A 15,978-nucleotide genomic window follows, 5' to 3' on the forward strand; every position below is an offset into this window, starting at 1 on the left:
AGCCTTCGCAGCACTCGACAGGGAAACGTTCATGACGACCAGCAGCACCTATAACAACAACGATGAAACCGCAGCGCCCCCAGTCAACTCGCCCGCCCGGGTAGCCACGGCCAGCTTCATCGGCACCGCCATCGAGTTCTACGACTTCTACGTATACGCCACGGCAGCGGCCCTGGTGATCGGCCCGGTGTTCTTCCCGCAGACCTCGGGCACCGCGCAGATGCTCTCGGCCTTCCTCACCTTCGGCATCGCGTTTCTGGCGCGCCCGCTGGGTTCGGCGCTGTTCGGCCATTTTGGCGACCGCATCGGCCGCAAGTCGACGCTGGTGGCCTCGCTGCTGCTGATGGGCATCTGCACCACGCTGATCGGCGTGCTGCCGGGTTACGACAGCATTGGCGCCTGGGCGCCGATCCTGCTGTGCCTGCTGCGCTTCGGCCAGGGCCTGGGGCTGGGCGGCGAATGGGGCGGTGCAGCGCTGCTGGCCACCGAGAACGCGCCCAAGGGCAAGCGGGCGTGGTTCGGCATGTTCCCGCAGCTGGGCCCTTCGATCGGCTTTCTGGCGGCCAACGGCCTGTTCCTGACCCTGGCCATGACCCTTTCCGACGAGCAGTTCCGCAGCTGGGGCTGGCGCATTCCGTTCCTGCTCAGCGCCGCGCTGGTGATCGTGGGGCTGTATGTGCGGCTCAAGCTCGAGGAGTCGCCGGTGTTCGCCAAGGCCGTGGCGCGCCACGAGCGGGTGAAGATGCCGGTGGTCGAGCTGTTCGCACAGTACTGGGCGCCGACCCTGCTGGGCGCGGCGGCGATGGTGGTGTGCTACGCGCTGTTCTACATCTCGACGGTGTTCTCGCTGAGCTACGGGGTATCGACCCTTGGCTACAGCCGCGAGACCTTTCTGGCACTGCTGTGCTTTGCGGTGGTGTTCATGGCCCTGGCCACGCCGCTGTCGGCCTGGCTGAGCGACCGATACGGACGCAAGCCGGTGCTGATCGTGGGTGGGGTGCTGGCCATCCTGTCGGGGTTCACCATGGAGCCACTGCTGACGTCGGGGTCGACCGCAGGCGTGGCGCTGTTTCTGGCCATCGAACTGTTTCTGATGGGGGTGACGTTCGCGCCGATGGGGGCGCTGCTGCCTGAGCTGTTCCCCACGCACGTGCGCTATACCGGGGCCTCGGCGGCGTACAACCTGGGCGGGATCGTCGGGGCCTCGGCGGCGCCGTTCTTTGCACAGAAGCTGGTGGCCATGGGCGGCTTGAGCTGGGTGGGCGGGTATGTGTCGGCGGCGGCAGTACTGAGCCTGATTGCAGTGCTGTGCCTGAAAGAGACCCGGCATACGGAGCTCTGAAGACAGGCTGCTGCGCAGCTATCGCGGGTCAGGCCAGCTCCCACAGGCATCATCACTGTCCCTGTGGGAGCGGGCCTGACCCGCGATGACGTACTAAAGCCTTACAGCTCTACGCTGACTGCCTGCGAAGCCCGGGTCGCCTTGGCCCGCGCGGCTTCGATCGACTCGTCACGCGCCAGGCACACGCCCATGCGCCGCTGGCCATTCACTTCTGGCTTGCCGAACAGGCGCAGCGCCGTGTCCGGCTCGCTCAGCGCCGCGCCGAGGTTGGCGAAGGCGGTCTGCTGCGAAGTGCCTTCCACCAGAATCACTGCCGAAGCCGACGGCCCGAACTGGCGAATCAGCGGAATCGGCAGGCCCAGGATCGCCCGCGCATGCAGCGCGAACTGCGAAAGGTCCTGGGAAATCAGGGTCACCAGGCCAGTGTCGTGCGGGCGCGGCGAAACTTCGCTGAACCACACCTGGTCGCCCTTGACGAACAGCTCCACGCCGAACATGCCGCGACCACCCAGGGCCTCGGTCACCGCACGCGCCACGCGCTCGGACTCGGCCAGCGCCTTGGGGCTCATCGCCTGCGGCTGCCACGACTCCTGATAATCGCCCTTCTCCTGGCGATGCCCGACCGGCGCGCAGAAGGTGGTGCCGCCCACATGGCGCACGGTGAGCAGGGTGATCTCGTACTCGAAGTCGATGAAGCCCTCGATGATGACCCGGCCCTTGCCGGCACGCCCGCCTTCCTGGGCATAGTCCCACGCGGCCTGCACGTCATCGACGCCCTTGAGCAGGCTCTGGCCCTTGCCCGACGAGCTCATCACCGGCTTGACCACACACGGGAAGCCGAGGTCTTCGACGGCCTTGCGGTAGTCTTCGAAGGTGTCGGCAAAGTGGTACGGCGAGGTTGGCAGGTCCAGCTCCTCGGCGGCCAGGCGGCGGATGCCCTCGCGGTTCATGGTCAGCTGCGCGGCGCGTGCGGTCGGCACCACGGTAAAGCCTTCGGCTTCCAGCTCAACCAGGGTGGCGGTGGCGATGGCTTCGATTTCCGGCACGATGTAGTGCGGCTGCTCGGCCTCGATCACCGCGCGCAGGGCGGCGCCATCGAGCATGTTGATCACGTGGCTGCGGTGCGCCACCTGCATGGCCGGGGCATCGGCGTAACGGTCCACGGCAATCACTTCAACGCCCAGGCGTTGCAGCTCGATCACCACTTCCTTGCCCAGTTCGCCACAGCCACACAGCAGTACTCGGGTCGCGGTCGGCGACAAGGGGGTTCCGATACGGGTCATCTCAGGTCCTCAGAGGGAAGGAATCCAGGGCCGCCCCAGCACGGTGCAACCCGGTGAAAAGAAGCGCCATTTTACATGGCGCAGGCGTTCTTGCGTGCGCGCCAGGCCATCGCCAGCCACACCACCGTCACCCCGGCGAACTTGGAGCCCAGCGCTGTACCGACCACGGCCGGGGTCAGTGCGCCGATCATGCCGAAGAAGATGAAGGTGTCCAGCGGGATGCTCAGCGCCGAGCTGAGCCACAGGCGGTCACGCAACGGGCGCTTGGTGATGCTGAACACCAGCCAGTCGATCAGCTCCGATACCGCGAACGCGGTGGCGCTGGCCAGGGCAATGGCAGGCTCGGAGGTGATATAGGACAGCACCAGGGCGCCAAGCATGGCCAGCAGGGCGCCGTGGCCGAAGCGGGTCTGCACCATGTCGCGCAGGATGAACACCAGCCCGCCCCAGGCGGACCAGATGACGTCCAGGTGCGGGGCACTGGAGAACGCGTAGTTGATCAGCACCACGCTGGCGATATAAGCAATCAGAAAGAACATAGAAACACCGGTTGGCAAGCCGTACAGGGTACTTGAGTGCCCCCGCACGGCCAAGCCCGGGATCAGCCGGCGGCCTTGCCCACCGTCATCACCAGCCCCGCCGCCACGGCGCGCTCATGGCACAGCACCAGCACCTGGCGCCGTTCGTCGTTGGCCATGCGGCCCCAGCGCGTGATCTCGCTGGCGGTGCGCTGGCAGCCGGTGCAGATATCCTGCTCGTCCAGCGCGCAGATGTGCACGCAAGGCGAGGCCACCGGTCGTTCAGGGCTGCTCATCAGTCCTCCTGGGGTACAAGGTCACGGGCATAGCGCTGGGCGTTGTGCACATAGTGGGCAGCACTGGCCTCGAGCAGTTGCTGCTGCGCCGGGGTCAGTTCGCGCACCACCTTGCCCGGCGAGCCGACCACCAGCGACCCATCGGGAATCTCGCGCCCCTCGGGCACCAGCGCATTGGCGCCGATGATGCAGTGCTTGCCGATGCGCGCACCATTGAGGATCACCGCGCCGATGCCCACCAGGCTGTAGTCGCCGACCGTGCAGCCATGCAGCATGGCGTTGTGGCCGACCGTCACGCCCTTGCCCAGGGTCAGTGGCCAGCCCATGTCGGTGTGCATCACCGTACCGTCCTGCACATTGCTGTTCTCGCCGATGTCGATCAGCTCGTTGTCGCCGCGCAGCACCGCGCCGAACCAGACGTTGGCCCCCGCCTGCAGGCGTACCTTGCCGATCAGCGTGGCGGTGGGCGCTACCCAGCTCTGTGGGTGGGTTTCGACGCGCAGGTCGCCCAGACGGTATTTCATGCGTGGTTCCTCACGGTGGGAAGGCGGCGGGTGGGCCCGCTCATCTTGTAGGGGTGCGCTCAGGCGGATGGTGCAGGCTGATGCGCGCATCGTAAAGCAGGTTGACCAGCTCGACGATCATGATCGCCGACAGGCCCCAGATCTTGTACTCGCCGAAACGGTAGCTGGGCACGTACCAGCTGCGGCCCTGGTAGTCGATGCGGTGGGTATGGTCGCGCGGGTCCTGGCGGAAGAACTCCAGCGGCACGCTGAACACCGCGGCAATCTCGGCATCGTTGGCGCGGTACTCGACATAGTCGGGAATCAGCCCGACAAACGGCGTGACCTTCAGCCCGTGCAACGAAACCAGCGGACTCAGCGGGCCGATGACTTCGACCAGCCCGGGCGGCAGGCCGATTTCCTCCTCGGCCTCGCGCAGCGCGGTGAACACCAGGTCCGGATCTTCGGGGTCTCGCCGCCCGCCGGGGAAGGCCACTTCGCCGCCATGGGTCGAGAGCCCCTTGGCGCGCAGGGTCAGCACCAGTTCGGGCGACTCGCTGCGGGTGATGGGCAATAACACGGCAGCCTCGGGGAACCGACGATCGGTCTCCAGGGTGCCCGGCGTGTGACTGCTCATTCGGCGAAGTAACTCGTCCAGCATGGTCTCTCTCGTTCTGTCGGGTCTCTGCATGATGCACCAAAGGCGCAGCCCGCCCAAGCCCCCGCGACAATCGCGCTTGCGGGCCTGCGCGCACTGGCGCGAAGATAGGCGCAGCCACCAGGAAGATAAGCATGAATTACTGCAGTGCGTGCGGCAAACCGGTCACTCATCGCATCCCCGACGGCGACAACCGCCTGCGTCATGTCTGCGATCATTGCCATACCATCCATTACCAGAACCCCAACATCGTCGCCGGCGTGCTGCCCAGCCATGGCAGCCAGGTGCTGCTGTGCCGACGCGCCATCGAGCCGCGACGTGGCTACTGGACCCTGCCGGCCGGCTTCATGGAAAACGGCGAGACCATGGAACACGCCGCACGCCGCGAGGCCGACGAGGAAGCCTGCGCGCGCCTGGGGCCGATGGCCCTGTACCAGCTGTTCGACCTGCCGCACATCAACCAGGTGCACGTGTTCTACCGCGCCGAGCTGGCCGACCTGGCATTTGCGGTGGGCGTCGAGAGCCTGGAAGTGCGCCTGTTCGAGGAAAGCGAGATCCCCTGGGACGAGCTGGCTTTCAGGACCGTGAGTCGTGCCCTAGAATGCTACTATCTCGACCGCCAGGGGCAGCATTACCCGGTACGCACCGAATGCCTGTCCCCGCGGGTCGAACCGCTCACTTGAACCCATACGTCGCCACTTTCAGGGATACCGTTTCATGCGCTGGTTGCTTGCCCTCTTCTGCCTCGGTGTGGCGTCGGTGTCCCAGGCGGCGTTTACCGAAACCATTGTGCGAAAACCGCTTGGCCAGGTGACGCCCTCGACCCCGGCGCCCACCCCCTCCGGCGCCCCGTTGATCGACAAGGTGCTGGTGATCAAGTCCGAACGCCGCCTGCAACTGATGAGCGGCGACACCTCGATGAAGAGCTACCGCATCTCGCTGGGCAAGCAGCCCACCGGTGCCAAGCTGCGCGAGGGCGACAAGCGCACGCCCGAGGGGCTGTACTGGCTCGACTGGCGCAAGGTGTCCGACCGATACAACCTGGCCATCCACGTCTCCTACCCCAATGTCAGCGACTCGGCCCGTGCCCGCCGCGAAGGGGTGAAGCCGGGCAGCATGATCATGATCCACGGCACCCCGGACAGTGCGGACTACCCCGAGGCGCTGTTCCACACCCTGGACTGGACCGAAGGCTGCATCGCCATGACCAACCGCGACATGCGCGAAGTGTGGAACCTGGTCAGCGACGGCACGCTGATCGAGATTCGGCCCTGACCCCTGCCCCGGATCAACAGCCGGCCGCAGTGCCGGCTGTCATCAAAGCGCCCCTAAATCGTCATATTCGCCTTCTAAAGTGCCGGTCTGCATGACGCCACTTCAGCTGAAGGATATGAAGCAATGAGTCGAGACACCGGCGACAACCTGGACCGCAACGCCAGTGGCAACCTGCCGATGACGTCCGTACTGGACATGTATCTGAGCCGCCGCAGCGTGGTGCGCGGCAGCCTGGGCGCAGCCATCGCGATGATTGCCGGTGCAGGCCTAGGTGGCTGTTTCGACAGCTACGCCGCGGACAAAGCCGCCGCCCCTACCGCCTCGTCGCCGCTGGCGCTCGGTTTCGACTCGATCCCCGGCTCGCGCACCGATGCCTGCACAGTGGCCGCCGGCTACAGCGCCTATGTGCTGGCACCATGGGGTACCCCGTTGAACAGCGCCGCTAAACCCTGGCAGGCCGACGGCAGCAACAGCGCCGAAGACCAGGCAAACGCCATGGGCATGCACCACGACGGCATGCATTTCTTCCCCATCGGTGGCAGCTCCGACGACGGTCTGCTGGCAATCAACTTCGAATACATCGATGCCCAGGCCCTGCATTCTGCCGGCCCCACCCTGGACGCTACCGGCAAGCGGCCGCCCGAGGAGGTGCGCAAGGAGATCAACGCCCACGGCGCCGGCGTCGTGCGCCTGAACAAGCGCGGCGGGCGCTGGCAGGTGGTCGACAACGATCCGCTCAACCGCCGCTTCACCAGCGCCAGCGTGATGGACCTGGCCGGCCCGCTGCGCGGCACCGATCACGTCAAGACCGCGTTCTCCAGAAACGGCACGCAGTCGCGCGGCACCAACAACAACTGCGGCAACGGCCACACCCCATGGGGCACCTACCTGACCTGCGAGGAGAACTGGCCAGGTATCTTCATCAATACGACCACTGCGCTGCCGGCCGATCAGCAGCGCCTGGGCGTCAGCACCGGGACAAGCCTGTACAAGTGGGAAACCGCCGCCGGCGCAGCGGACGAAGTGGACGACGAATTCGCCCGCTTCGACATCACCCCACGCGGTACGTCGGCCACCGACGACTATCGCAATGAAGCCAGCACGTTTGGCTATATCGTCGAAATCGACCCGTATGACGCCAGTCGCCGCGCGGTCAAACGCACCGCCCTGGGACGTTTCCGCCACGAGGGCTGCTGCCCCGGCCTGGCGGTGGCAGGCCAACCGGTGGTGTTCTACATGGGTGACGACTCGAACAACGAATACCTCTACAAATTCGTCTCCAGCGCGCCCTGGGACCCGGCCGATGCCACCCCGCACGACCGCCTAGCCATCGGCGCCAAGTACATGGACCAGGGCAAGCTGTACGTGGCGCGCTTCGATGCCGACGGCAGCGGCCAGTGGCTGCTGCTCGATGCTGCCTCGCCCACCATCGATGGCAAGACCCTTGGCGCCCTCTACGGCGACCTGCCGGGCATCATCCTCAATACCCGTGGCGCAGCCGATGCATTGGGCGCCACGCCGATGGACCGCCCGGAGTGGACCACGGTCAACCCGCTCAACGGCGACGCCTACCTGAGCCTGACCAACAACAGCCAGCGCACCCCGACCAGCGTCGACCAGGCCAACCCGCGGGGGCCTAACAAGCACGGTCACATCATCCGCTGGCACGACGGCACGGATCAGCTGAGCTTCACTTGGGACATCTTCGTGTTCGGCGCCAATTCCGCAGCCAGCGCCGACATCAACCGCTCCGGCCTGACCGAACACAACCAGTTCGCCAGCCCCGACGGCATGAGTTTCGATAGCCGCGGTATCCTCTGGTTCGAGACCGACAACAGCGAACCGAGCGTGAGCGACTACACCAACGACCAGGTGCTTGCCGTGATCCCGGACCTGTTGCTCGATGCCCAGGGCAAGCGCAGCCCGATCAATGCGGACAACGCCCTGAACCTGCGTCGCTTCTTCGTGGGGCCCAATGGGTGTGAGGTGACAGGGATTGCGTTCACTCCGGACAACCGCTCGATGTTCGTCAACATCCAGCACCCGGCCAACTGGCCCAGCACCGGTGTAGCGACCACGGCAACGCCGGCCGGCAGCAAGGTGCGACCACGTGCGGCGACGGTGGTGATTCAGCGCAATGATGGGGGGGAGATAGGCGTCTGAGCAGCAGGGGACTGCTCGAAGGGTCGTGGGGCATGCCCCACGACCCTCAGAAATCAGCGAGCTGCCAGACCTCGTAGGCCGGGGTCTCGTAGGGGTGGCTCGCCTTCAGGGCCGCGACTACCGGCCCCACCAGCGCATCGTCCACCACCAGCTCGACCCGCCACTCCTCGACCTGCTCGACCACCCCGCTCTGCCCGATGAACGGCTGGCTGCCGCTCAACGGACGGAACTGGCCCTGGCCCAGCACCTGCCACGCACAGCTGTCGTAGGCGCCGATGCGTCCGCCACCGGCGGCGAACACAGCGGCCTTGACCTGCTCCACATGGCTGGGCGGCACGAAGAAGGCGAGTTTGAACACCCTCAGTTCACCCAGGCCCGCGCGTTGCGGAACATGCGCATCCAGGCGGCGTCTTCGTTCCAGTCATCCGGGCGCCACGAGTTCTGCACCGCACGGAATACCCGCTCAGGGTGCGGCATCATGATGGTGACGCGCCCGTCGCGGCTGGTCAGGCCGGTGATCCCGCGCGGCGAACCGTTCGGGTTGGCCGGGTAGGTCTCGGTGACCTTGCCGTGGTTGTCGACGAAACGCAGGGCCACGCAACCGGACAGGTCGGCTTCCAGCAGTGCCTCTTCGCTGGCGAACTCGGCATGCCCTTCACCGTGCGCGATGGCGATCGGCATGCGCGAACCGGCCATGCCCTGCAGGAAGATCGAGTTGGACTCCTGCACCTGGACCATCGCCACGCGCGCCTCGAACTGCTCGGAGCGGTTGCGCACGAAGTGCGGCCAGAACTCGCTGCCCGGGATCAGCTCGTGCAGGTTGGACATCATCTGGCAACCGTTGCACACACCCAGGGTGAAGCTGTCGCTACGCTCGAAGAAGCCCTGGAAGGCGTCGCGGGCGCGGCTGTTGAACAGCGCCGACTTGGCCCAGCCTTCACCGGCACCCAGCACGTCACCGTAGGAGAAGCCGCCGCAGGCAACCATGCCCTTGAACTCGTTCAGGTCGACGCGACCGGCGAGGATATCGCTCATGTGCACGTCGATGGCGTTGAAGCCGGCACGGTCGAACGCCGCAGCCATTTCCACCTGGCCGTTGACGCCCTGCTCGCGCAGTACCGCCACCTGTGGGCGAATGCCCTTCTTGATGTAAGGCGCCGCGATGTCGTGGTTGACGTCGAAGCCCAGCTTGACGCTCAGGCCCGGGTTGTCTTCCTCGAGCAGGCCGTCGAATTCCTGGTCGGCGCAGTCGGCGTTGTCGCGCAGGCGCTGGATCTGGTAGCTGGTCTCGGCCCACTGGCGCTGCAGCAGGCGGCGGTCGCCGGTGAACAGCACTTCGCCGTTCAGGCTGATGGCCACGTCGGCACAATTGACCGGCTTGCCGATCACCGCCACGCAGTCTTCGCCAAGGCCGGCGGCGCTGAACTGGGCCAGCACGTCCGGGGTGGCGTCCTGGCGCACCTGGATCACCGCACCCAGCTCTTCGTTGAAGAGGATGGCCGCGACTTTCTCGCGCTTGCCGGTCAGGGTGTCCAGTTCCAGGTTCAGCCCGCAATGGCCGGCGAAGGCCATTTCCAGCGCGGTGGCCAGCAGGCCGCCGTCGGAGCGGTCGTGGTAGGCCAGCAGGTGACCGTCGGCGTTCAGGCCCTGGATCACCGCGAAGAACGCCTTGAGGTCTTCGGCGTCGTCGACGTCCGGTGCCTGGCTGGCGAGCTTGCCGTGGGTCTGGGCCAGGATCGAGGCGCCCATGCGGTTCTGGCCGCGACCCAGGTCGATCAGGATCAGGTCGGTTTCGCCCTTGTCCATGCGCAGTTGCGGGGTCAGGGTCTTGCGGATGTCGGTAACCGGGGCAAAGCCGGTCACGATCAGCGACATCGGCGAGGTCACGGTCTTCTCGCGACCTTCATCTTCCCAGCGGGTCTTCATGGACATCGAGTCCTTGCCCACCGGAATGGTCAGGCCCAGCTCGGGGCACAGTTCCATGCCCACGGCCTTGACCGCGTCGTACAGGCGCGCGTCTTCACCGGGGTGGCCGGCAGCCGACATCCAGTTGGCCGACAGCTTGATGTCGGACAGCTTGCCGATGCGCGAGGCCGCCATGTTGGTCAGGGTCTCGCCGATCGCCATGCGCCCGGACGCCTGGGCATCGAGCAGGGCCAGCGGGGTGCGCTCGCCCATGGCCATGGCTTCGCCGGTGTACACGTCGAAGCTGGTGGCGGTGACGGCCACATCGGCCACCGGGACCTGCCATGGACCGACCATCTGGTCGCGGGCGACCAGGCCGGTGATGGTGCGGTCACCGATGGTGATCAGGAAGTTCTTGCTGGCCACGGCCGGGTGGCGCAGCACGCGCTGTACCGAGTCGGCGAGGTCCAGGGTGCTCGGGTCGAAATCGTCGCCCAGCTCGGCTTCGCGGCTGACCGAACGGTGCATGCGCGGGGCCTTGCCCAGCAGCACTTCCAGCGGCATGTCCACCGGGCTGTTGCCGAAGTGGCTGTCGGTGACGGTCAGTTGCGGTTCGGCAGTGGCTTCGCCGACCACTGCGAACGGGCAGCGCTCGCGTTCGCAGATGGCGGTGAAACGCTCCAGGTCCTTGGCGTCGACCGCCAGCACGTAGCGTTCCTGGGACTCGTTGCTCCAGATTTCCAGCGGCGCCATGCCCGGCTCGTCGTTGGGCACGTTGCGCAGCTCGAAACGACCGCCACGGCCGCCGTCGTTGACCAGCTCGGGGAAGGCGTTGGACAGGCCGCCCGCGCCGACGTCATGGATGAACGCGATGGGGTTGGCATCGCCCAGCTGCCAGCAGCGGTCGATGACCTCCTGGCAGCGGCGTTCCATTTCAGGATTTTCGCGCTGTACCGAGGCGAAATCGAGGTCGGCAGAGCTGGCGCCGGTGGCCATCGACGAGGCAGCACCGCCGCCCAGGCCGATCAGCATGGCCGGGCCGCCGAGCACGATCAGCTTGGCGCCGACGGTGATCTCGCCCTTCTGCACATGGCCTTCGCGGATGTTGCCCATGCCGCCGGCGAGCATGATCGGCTTGTGGTAGCCGCGCACTTCTTCGCCATGGGGGGTGTTGATCGACTGCTCGAAGGTACGGAAGTAACCGGTCAGTGCCGGGCGCCCGAATTCATTGTTGAACGCCGCGCCGCCCAGCGGGCCTTCGATCATGATGTCCAGCGCGGTGACGATGCGCTCCGGCTTGCCGTAGGGCTTTTCCCAAGGCTGTTCGAAGCCCGGGATCTGCAGGTTGGACACGGTGAAGCCGGTCAGGCCGGCCTTGGGCTTGGCGCCGCGACCGGTGGCACCTTCGTCGCGGATCTCGCCGCCGGAACCGGTAGAGGCCCCCGGGAACGGCGCGATGGCGGTCGGGTGGTTGTGGGTCTCGACCTTCATCAGGATGTGCACCGGCTCCTGCACCGCGCCGTACTGGCGGGTTTCAGGGTTCGGGAAGAAGCGCCCGGCGGTGGAACCGACGATCACCGAGGCGTTGTCCTTGTAAGCGGACAGCACGCCTTCGCTGTGCATCTGGTAGGTGTTCTTGATCATGCCGAACAGGCTTTTTTCCTGGCTCTGGCCGTCGATATCCCAACTGGCGTTGAAGATCTTGTGGCGGCAGTGCTCGGAGTTGGCCTGGGCGAACATCATCAGTTCGATGTCGTGCGGGTTGCGCTTGAGGCCCTGGAAGCTGGTGACCAGGTAGTCGATCTCGTCTTCGGCCAGGGCCAGGCCCAGCTCGACGTTGGCTTTTTCCAGCGCGGCGCGGCCACCGCCGAGGATGTCGACGGCGGTCAGCGGCTTGGGTTCGGCATGGCTGAACAGGCCGGCGGCCTCTTCGAGCCTGCCCAGCACGATCTGGGTCATGCGGTCGTGCAGCAGCTCGGCGACGGCGGCCACATCGGCCTCGCTCAGTTCACCGCCGACATAGAAGGCAGTACCGCGCTCCAGGCGCTTGACGTTCTCCAGGCCGCAGTTGTGGGCGATGTCGCTGGCCTTGCTCGACCAGGGCGAGATGGTGCCGAAACGCGGCATGACCAGGAACAGGCGACCGCTGGGCTCCTGTACCGGCACGCTCGGGCCGTACTTGAGCAGGCGCGCGAGCACATGCTGTTGGTCGGCACTCAGCTCGCCGTCAACCTCGGCGAAATGGGCGAATTCAGCGTACAAACCACTAACAGCGGGGACTTTCTGGCTCAGTTGCTCGAGTAATTTACCGTGGCGAAAGGCAGAAAGGGCAGGAGCGCCGCGCAGGATCAACATCGTCGGGACAGCCTCAGGAAGGGGGTGTGCTTAGAGGCCGTGCATTCTAGCCTAAACCGCCGCCGACGGCACCCGAAACGCTGCATCGGCGACAGGCCGAATGTCGGCAAGCCGACAAGAGTGCTTCACGAGATGACAAAAACCCGTCCCGACGCGGTTTTATCGGGCTGTGCTAGCAGACAAGCCGGATGTTGTCGAGATATGGCGCGGCAGGTCCTTTGCGTATACTGCACCCTATGTTTGCCCAGACTGCTTTGCGCCAGCGTTGTGCCAAATGGCTCATCGCAACCGGACTCTTCCTGATGCTCGGTGCCTGTGTTGAAAAACCCAGCACCCTGGAGCGTGTCAAGGAGGACGGCGTGCTGCGCGTGATCACCCGCAACAGCCCGGCCACCTACTTCCAGGACCGCAACGGCGAAACCGGCTTCGAGTACGAGCTGGTCCAGCGCTTTGCCGACGACCTGGGCGTGAAGCTGCAGATCGAGACCGCCGACAACCTCGACGACCTGTTCAACCAGCTCGGCCAGCCGAACGGCCCGGTGCTGGCGGCAGCGGGCCTGGTAAGCAGCGAGCAGCGCAAGCAGCAGGTACGTTTTTCCCACCCGTATCTCGAAGTCACCCCGCAGATCATCTACCGCAACGGCAAGCCCCGCCCCACCGACGCCGGCGACCTGGTCGGCAAGCGCATTCTGGTACTCAAGGGCAGCAGCCATGCCGAACAGCTGGCAGAGCTGAAAAAACAGTACCCGGCCCTGCAATATGAAGAATCCGACCAGGTCGAGGTGGTCGACCTGCTGCGCATGGTCGACGAGGGCCAGATCGACCTGACCCTGGTCGACTCCAACGAAGTGGCGATGAACCAGGTGTACTTCCCCAACGTGCGGGTCGCCTTCGACCTGGGCGACGGGCGCGACCAGCGCTGGGCGGTGGCGGCCGGCGAAGACAACAGCCTGCTCAACGAAATCAACGAATTCATCGACAAGGTGCACAAGAACGGCACCCTGCAACGGCTCAAGGACCGCTACTACGGCCACGTGGACGTGCTCGGCTATGTCGGCGCCTACACCTTCGCCCAGCACCTGCAGCAGCGCCTGCCGCGCTACGAGAACCACTTCAAGACCTCGGCCAAGAAGGAACAGGTGGACTGGCGCCTGCTGGCGGCGATCGGTTACCAGGAGTCGATGTGGCAGGCCGAGGTCACCTCCAAGACCGGCGTGCGCGGGCTGATGATGCTGACCCAGCGCACCGCCCAGGCCATGGGCGTGTCCAACCGGCTCGACCCGCGCCAGAGCATCGAGGGCGGGGCCAAGTATTTCATGCATGTGAAGAAGGAGCTCGATGACGACATCGAGGAGCCGGACCGCACCTGGTTTGCCCTGGCCGCCTACAACGTGGGCAGCGGCCACCTGGACGATGCACGCAAGCTGGCCAAGCGCGAGGGGCTGAACCCGAACAAGTGGCTGGACGTGAAGAAGATGCTGCCGCGCCTGTCGCAGAAGCAGTGGTACAGCAAGACCCGCTACGGCTATGCCCGTGGAGGCGAGCCGGTGCATTTCGTGGCCAACATCCGGCGCTACTACGACATCCTGACCTGGGTGACCCAGCCGCAGCTGGAGGGCAGCCAGGTGGCCGAAGGCAACCTGCATGTGCCGGGGGTCAACAAGACCAAGCCGGCCGACGCTTCGCCGCCGCTCTAGTTTGCAGCGCCTGTATCGCGGGCCAAGCCCGCTCCCGCAACAACGGGGGAGCGGGCTTGACCCGCGATGGTCACACCACGGTTATCAGGCCTTGGCCCGCCGAGCCCTGAAGAACTCGGTCAGAATCGCCCCGCACTCCTCGGCCAGCACCCCGCCCTCGAACAGCACCCGGTGGTTCAGAAACCCCTGGGTAAAGAATTGCCCCTGGCTCTGCACGATCCCTGCCTTGGGCTCCAGGGCCCCGAACACCACGCGGTTGACCCGCGAATGCACGATCAGCCCGGCGCACATGCTGCACGGCTCCAGCGTCACATACAGCGTGCTGCCCGGCAGCCGGTAGTTGCTGGCCGCCTGCGCCGCCGCGCGAATGGCCACCATTTCGGCGTGCGCGCTGGGGTCGCTGCCGCTGATCGGGCAGTTGAAGCCCTGCCCGATCACCTCGCCGTGCTGCACCAGCACCGCGCCCACCGGCACCTCGCCCAACGCCGCCCCCTGCGCCGCCAGCTCCAGCGCCAGGCGCATGAAGTGCTGGTCGCGGCTGCGATCGATGATCTGCGGCTGACGCATCACGCCACCTCGATGGCGGCCATCAGGCCGGTTTCCATGTGATCGATCACGTGGCAATGGAACATCCAGGTGCCGGGGTTATCCGCCACCAGCGCCACCTGCGCCCGCTCGTTCTTGCCCAGCAGGTAGGTGTCGGTGAAGTACTGCTCCGGGATCTTGTGGCGATTGGAGCTGAGCACCTTGAAACTCATGCCGTGCAGGTGGATAGGGTGCTGGTACTGGGTCATGTTCTTGAGCTCGAAGATGTAGCTCTTGCCCTTCTTCAAGGTGGCAATCGGCCGGTCGGAACAGGTCTTGTCGGTGATGTCCCAGGCCTGCCCGTTGATCTGCCACAGGCTTGGCGGCTTGCCGTTCTCGGTATTGACCGACACCGAGCCTACCCACTCGAAATTGAAGTTGATCTTCTCGGCGTTGGCCAGGTCCGGCTCGGCGATGGGGTTGGCCGGCAGCGCCGGTGGCCAGTCGCCCGGTGCCTCGCTGCTGGCCACCGAACGCAGGGTGCCCAGGCGCACCGAGCCGTCGCGCAGCGACAGCTCCTCACCGGCTGCCGGCATGCGGATGGCCAGGCAGATGCGCATGCCGGGGCCCAGCCAGTAGTCCTTGCCCAATGGGCGCGGGGTGATCGGGTTGCCATCCAGCGCATAGATGCGCGCCTCGAAGTCGCCCTTGAGGTTGATGCGGTAGGTCAGGGTGTTGTCCAGGTTCAGCAGGCGCACCCGCACGATCTGCCCGGCGGGCATTTCCACCACCGCGTCGGGCTGCCCGTTGATGGTGATCAGGCGCCCTGCGGTGCCGCCACGGGCCGCTTCGCGCGGCACGCTGAACTCGACGAAGTTGCCCTGCTCGTCCACGTGCCAGTTCTTCAGGCTCAGGGTGCGCTCGTGCTTGAAACCGGTGGGCTCGCGCTCCTCCACGATCAGCGGGCCGACCAGGCCGCGGCCCAGCTCTTCGCTGCTGTTGACGTGGGGGTGGTACCAGAAGCTGCCGGCATCCGGCACGCGGAACTTGTAGTCGAAGTACTCGCCCGGCAGCACCGGCAGCTGCGACACGTAGGGCACGCCGTCCATTTCCAGTGGCAGGCGGATACCGTGCCAGTGGATGGTGGTGGCCACCGGCAGGTGGTTGATGAACCGCACCCGCAGCCACTGCCCCTGGCGCACCCGTAGCTCGGTGCCCGGCGCGGACGGGCCGAACGCCCAGGCCTGGGTGGTGTGCCCGGCCACCAGCTCGACGTCCAGCGGCGCGGCGATCAGTTCATAGTCATGCCCGGCCTGCTCGTCCTCGACCTTGCCCATCCAGTAACGTGCGGCGCCCCCGGCGCCCAGGCCAACCACCACCAGGCCAGTCAGCCCCTTGAGCATTTGTCGACGGGTAAAGGACATCGGAACAGGCACCTCGTATCGCGAAAACAGCCTG

The 15,978-nt window shown here is 65.9% G+C and carries 14 protein-coding genes; 5 read left to right on the forward strand and 9 right to left on the reverse strand.

Features of this window, described 5'->3' with window-relative positions:
• Nucleotides 1-31: 31 nt before the first annotated feature.
• A complete protein-coding gene (locus tag CR917_RS02170) occupies nt 32-1,342 on the forward strand; it encodes an MFS transporter (RefSeq protein WP_043863180.1) in 1,311 nt (436 codons plus the stop codon).
• A 101-nt stretch (nt 1,343-1,443) separates the two neighbouring features.
• Here the strand turns inward: CR917_RS02170 and purT are convergent, their stop codons facing one another.
• The 5 genes from purT to CR917_RS02195 all read right to left on the reverse strand — a co-directional run bounded on the left by purT (nt 1,444) and on the right by CR917_RS02195 (nt 4,603).
• Complete coding sequence (gene purT / locus CR917_RS02175; protein ID WP_043863179.1) at nt 1,444-2,625, reverse strand: formate-dependent phosphoribosylglycinamide formyltransferase; 1,182 nt, start codon at nt 2,623-2,625, stop codon at nt 1,444-1,446.
• A 71-nt stretch (nt 2,626-2,696) separates the two neighbouring features.
• Nucleotides 2,697-3,164 carry a VUT family protein gene (locus CR917_RS02180; RefSeq protein WP_104571845.1) on the reverse strand — a complete coding sequence of 156 codons (468 nt, stop codon included), beginning with the start codon at nt 3,162-3,164 and terminating at the stop codon, nt 2,697-2,699.
• A 62-nt stretch (nt 3,165-3,226) separates the two neighbouring features.
• On the reverse strand, nt 3,227-3,439 hold the full coding sequence (locus tag CR917_RS02185) for a DUF1289 domain-containing protein (RefSeq protein ID WP_043863177.1): 213 nt from the start codon (nt 3,437-3,439) through the stop codon (nt 3,227-3,229).
• Entirely contained in the window at nt 3,439-3,963 is a 525-nt protein-coding gene (locus CR917_RS02190) for a gamma carbonic anhydrase family protein (RefSeq protein ID WP_054915036.1), read from the reverse strand. Before CR917_RS02190 ends, CR917_RS02185 begins: the two co-directional genes overlap by 1 nt.
• A gap of 40 nt (nt 3,964-4,003) precedes the next feature.
• The gene (locus CR917_RS02195; protein ID WP_043863175.1) at nt 4,004-4,603 is read right to left on the reverse strand and encodes a CoA pyrophosphatase; all 600 of its coding nucleotides are present in this window, start codon (nt 4,601-4,603) and stop codon (nt 4,004-4,006) included.
• A 131-nt stretch (nt 4,604-4,734) separates the two neighbouring features.
• Between CR917_RS02195 and CR917_RS02200 the strand changes: the two genes are divergently transcribed.
• The 3 genes from CR917_RS02200 to CR917_RS02210 all read left to right on the forward strand — a co-directional run bounded on the left by CR917_RS02200 (nt 4,735) and on the right by CR917_RS02210 (nt 8,038).
• Nucleotides 4,735-5,283 (forward strand): NUDIX hydrolase, encoded by a 549-nt coding sequence (locus CR917_RS02200; RefSeq protein WP_043863174.1) that lies wholly within the window; start codon nt 4,735-4,737, stop codon nt 5,281-5,283.
• 34 nt (nt 5,284-5,317) lie between these two features.
• Entirely contained in the window at nt 5,318-5,875 is a 558-nt protein-coding gene (locus CR917_RS02205) for a murein L,D-transpeptidase family protein (RefSeq protein ID WP_054915039.1), read from the forward strand.
• A gap of 123 nt (nt 5,876-5,998) precedes the next feature.
• The gene (locus tag CR917_RS02210) at nt 5,999-8,038 is read left to right on the forward strand and encodes a PhoX family phosphatase (protein ID WP_104571846.1); all 2,040 of its coding nucleotides are present in this window, start codon (nt 5,999-6,001) and stop codon (nt 8,036-8,038) included.
• Nucleotides 8,039-8,084: 46 nt separating this feature from the next.
• On the opposite strand, the gene CR917_RS02215 is transcribed toward CR917_RS02210, so the two are convergent.
• On the reverse strand, nt 8,085-8,396 hold the full coding sequence (locus tag CR917_RS02215) for a YqfO family protein (RefSeq protein ID WP_054915053.1): 312 nt from the start codon (nt 8,394-8,396) through the stop codon (nt 8,085-8,087).
• A 2-nt stretch (nt 8,397-8,398) separates the two neighbouring features.
• Nucleotides 8,399-12,298, reverse strand: a complete 3,900-nt coding sequence (purL, locus tag CR917_RS02220; protein WP_043860639.1) for a phosphoribosylformylglycinamidine synthase — start codon at nt 12,296-12,298, stop codon at nt 8,399-8,401.
• A 236-nt stretch (nt 12,299-12,534) separates the two neighbouring features.
• On the opposite strand from purL, the gene mltF reads away from it, so the two are divergent.
• Nucleotides 12,535-13,995: a membrane-bound lytic murein transglycosylase MltF gene (gene mltF / locus CR917_RS02225; protein ID WP_043860640.1), complete on the forward strand. Its 1,461-nt coding sequence runs from the start codon at nt 12,535-12,537 to the stop codon at nt 13,993-13,995.
• Nucleotides 13,996-14,079: 84 nt separating this feature from the next.
• Here mltF and tadA read toward each other — a convergent pair whose 3' ends face one another.
• Nucleotides 14,080-14,562 (reverse strand): tRNA adenosine(34) deaminase TadA, encoded by a 483-nt coding sequence (tadA, locus tag CR917_RS02230; protein WP_054915054.1) that lies wholly within the window; start codon nt 14,560-14,562, stop codon nt 14,080-14,082.
• The gene (locus CR917_RS02235; RefSeq protein WP_043860642.1) at nt 14,562-15,944 is read right to left on the reverse strand and encodes a multicopper oxidase family protein; all 1,383 of its coding nucleotides are present in this window, start codon (nt 15,942-15,944) and stop codon (nt 14,562-14,564) included. Before CR917_RS02235 ends, tadA begins: the two co-directional genes overlap by 1 nt.
• Between the last annotated feature and the right edge of the window lie 34 nt (nt 15,945-15,978).

The sequence above is a fragment of the Pseudomonas sp. BRM28 genome, assembly GCF_002939405.1.
Taxonomy (GTDB): domain Bacteria; phylum Pseudomonadota; class Gammaproteobacteria; order Pseudomonadales; family Pseudomonadaceae; genus Aquipseudomonas; species Aquipseudomonas palmensis.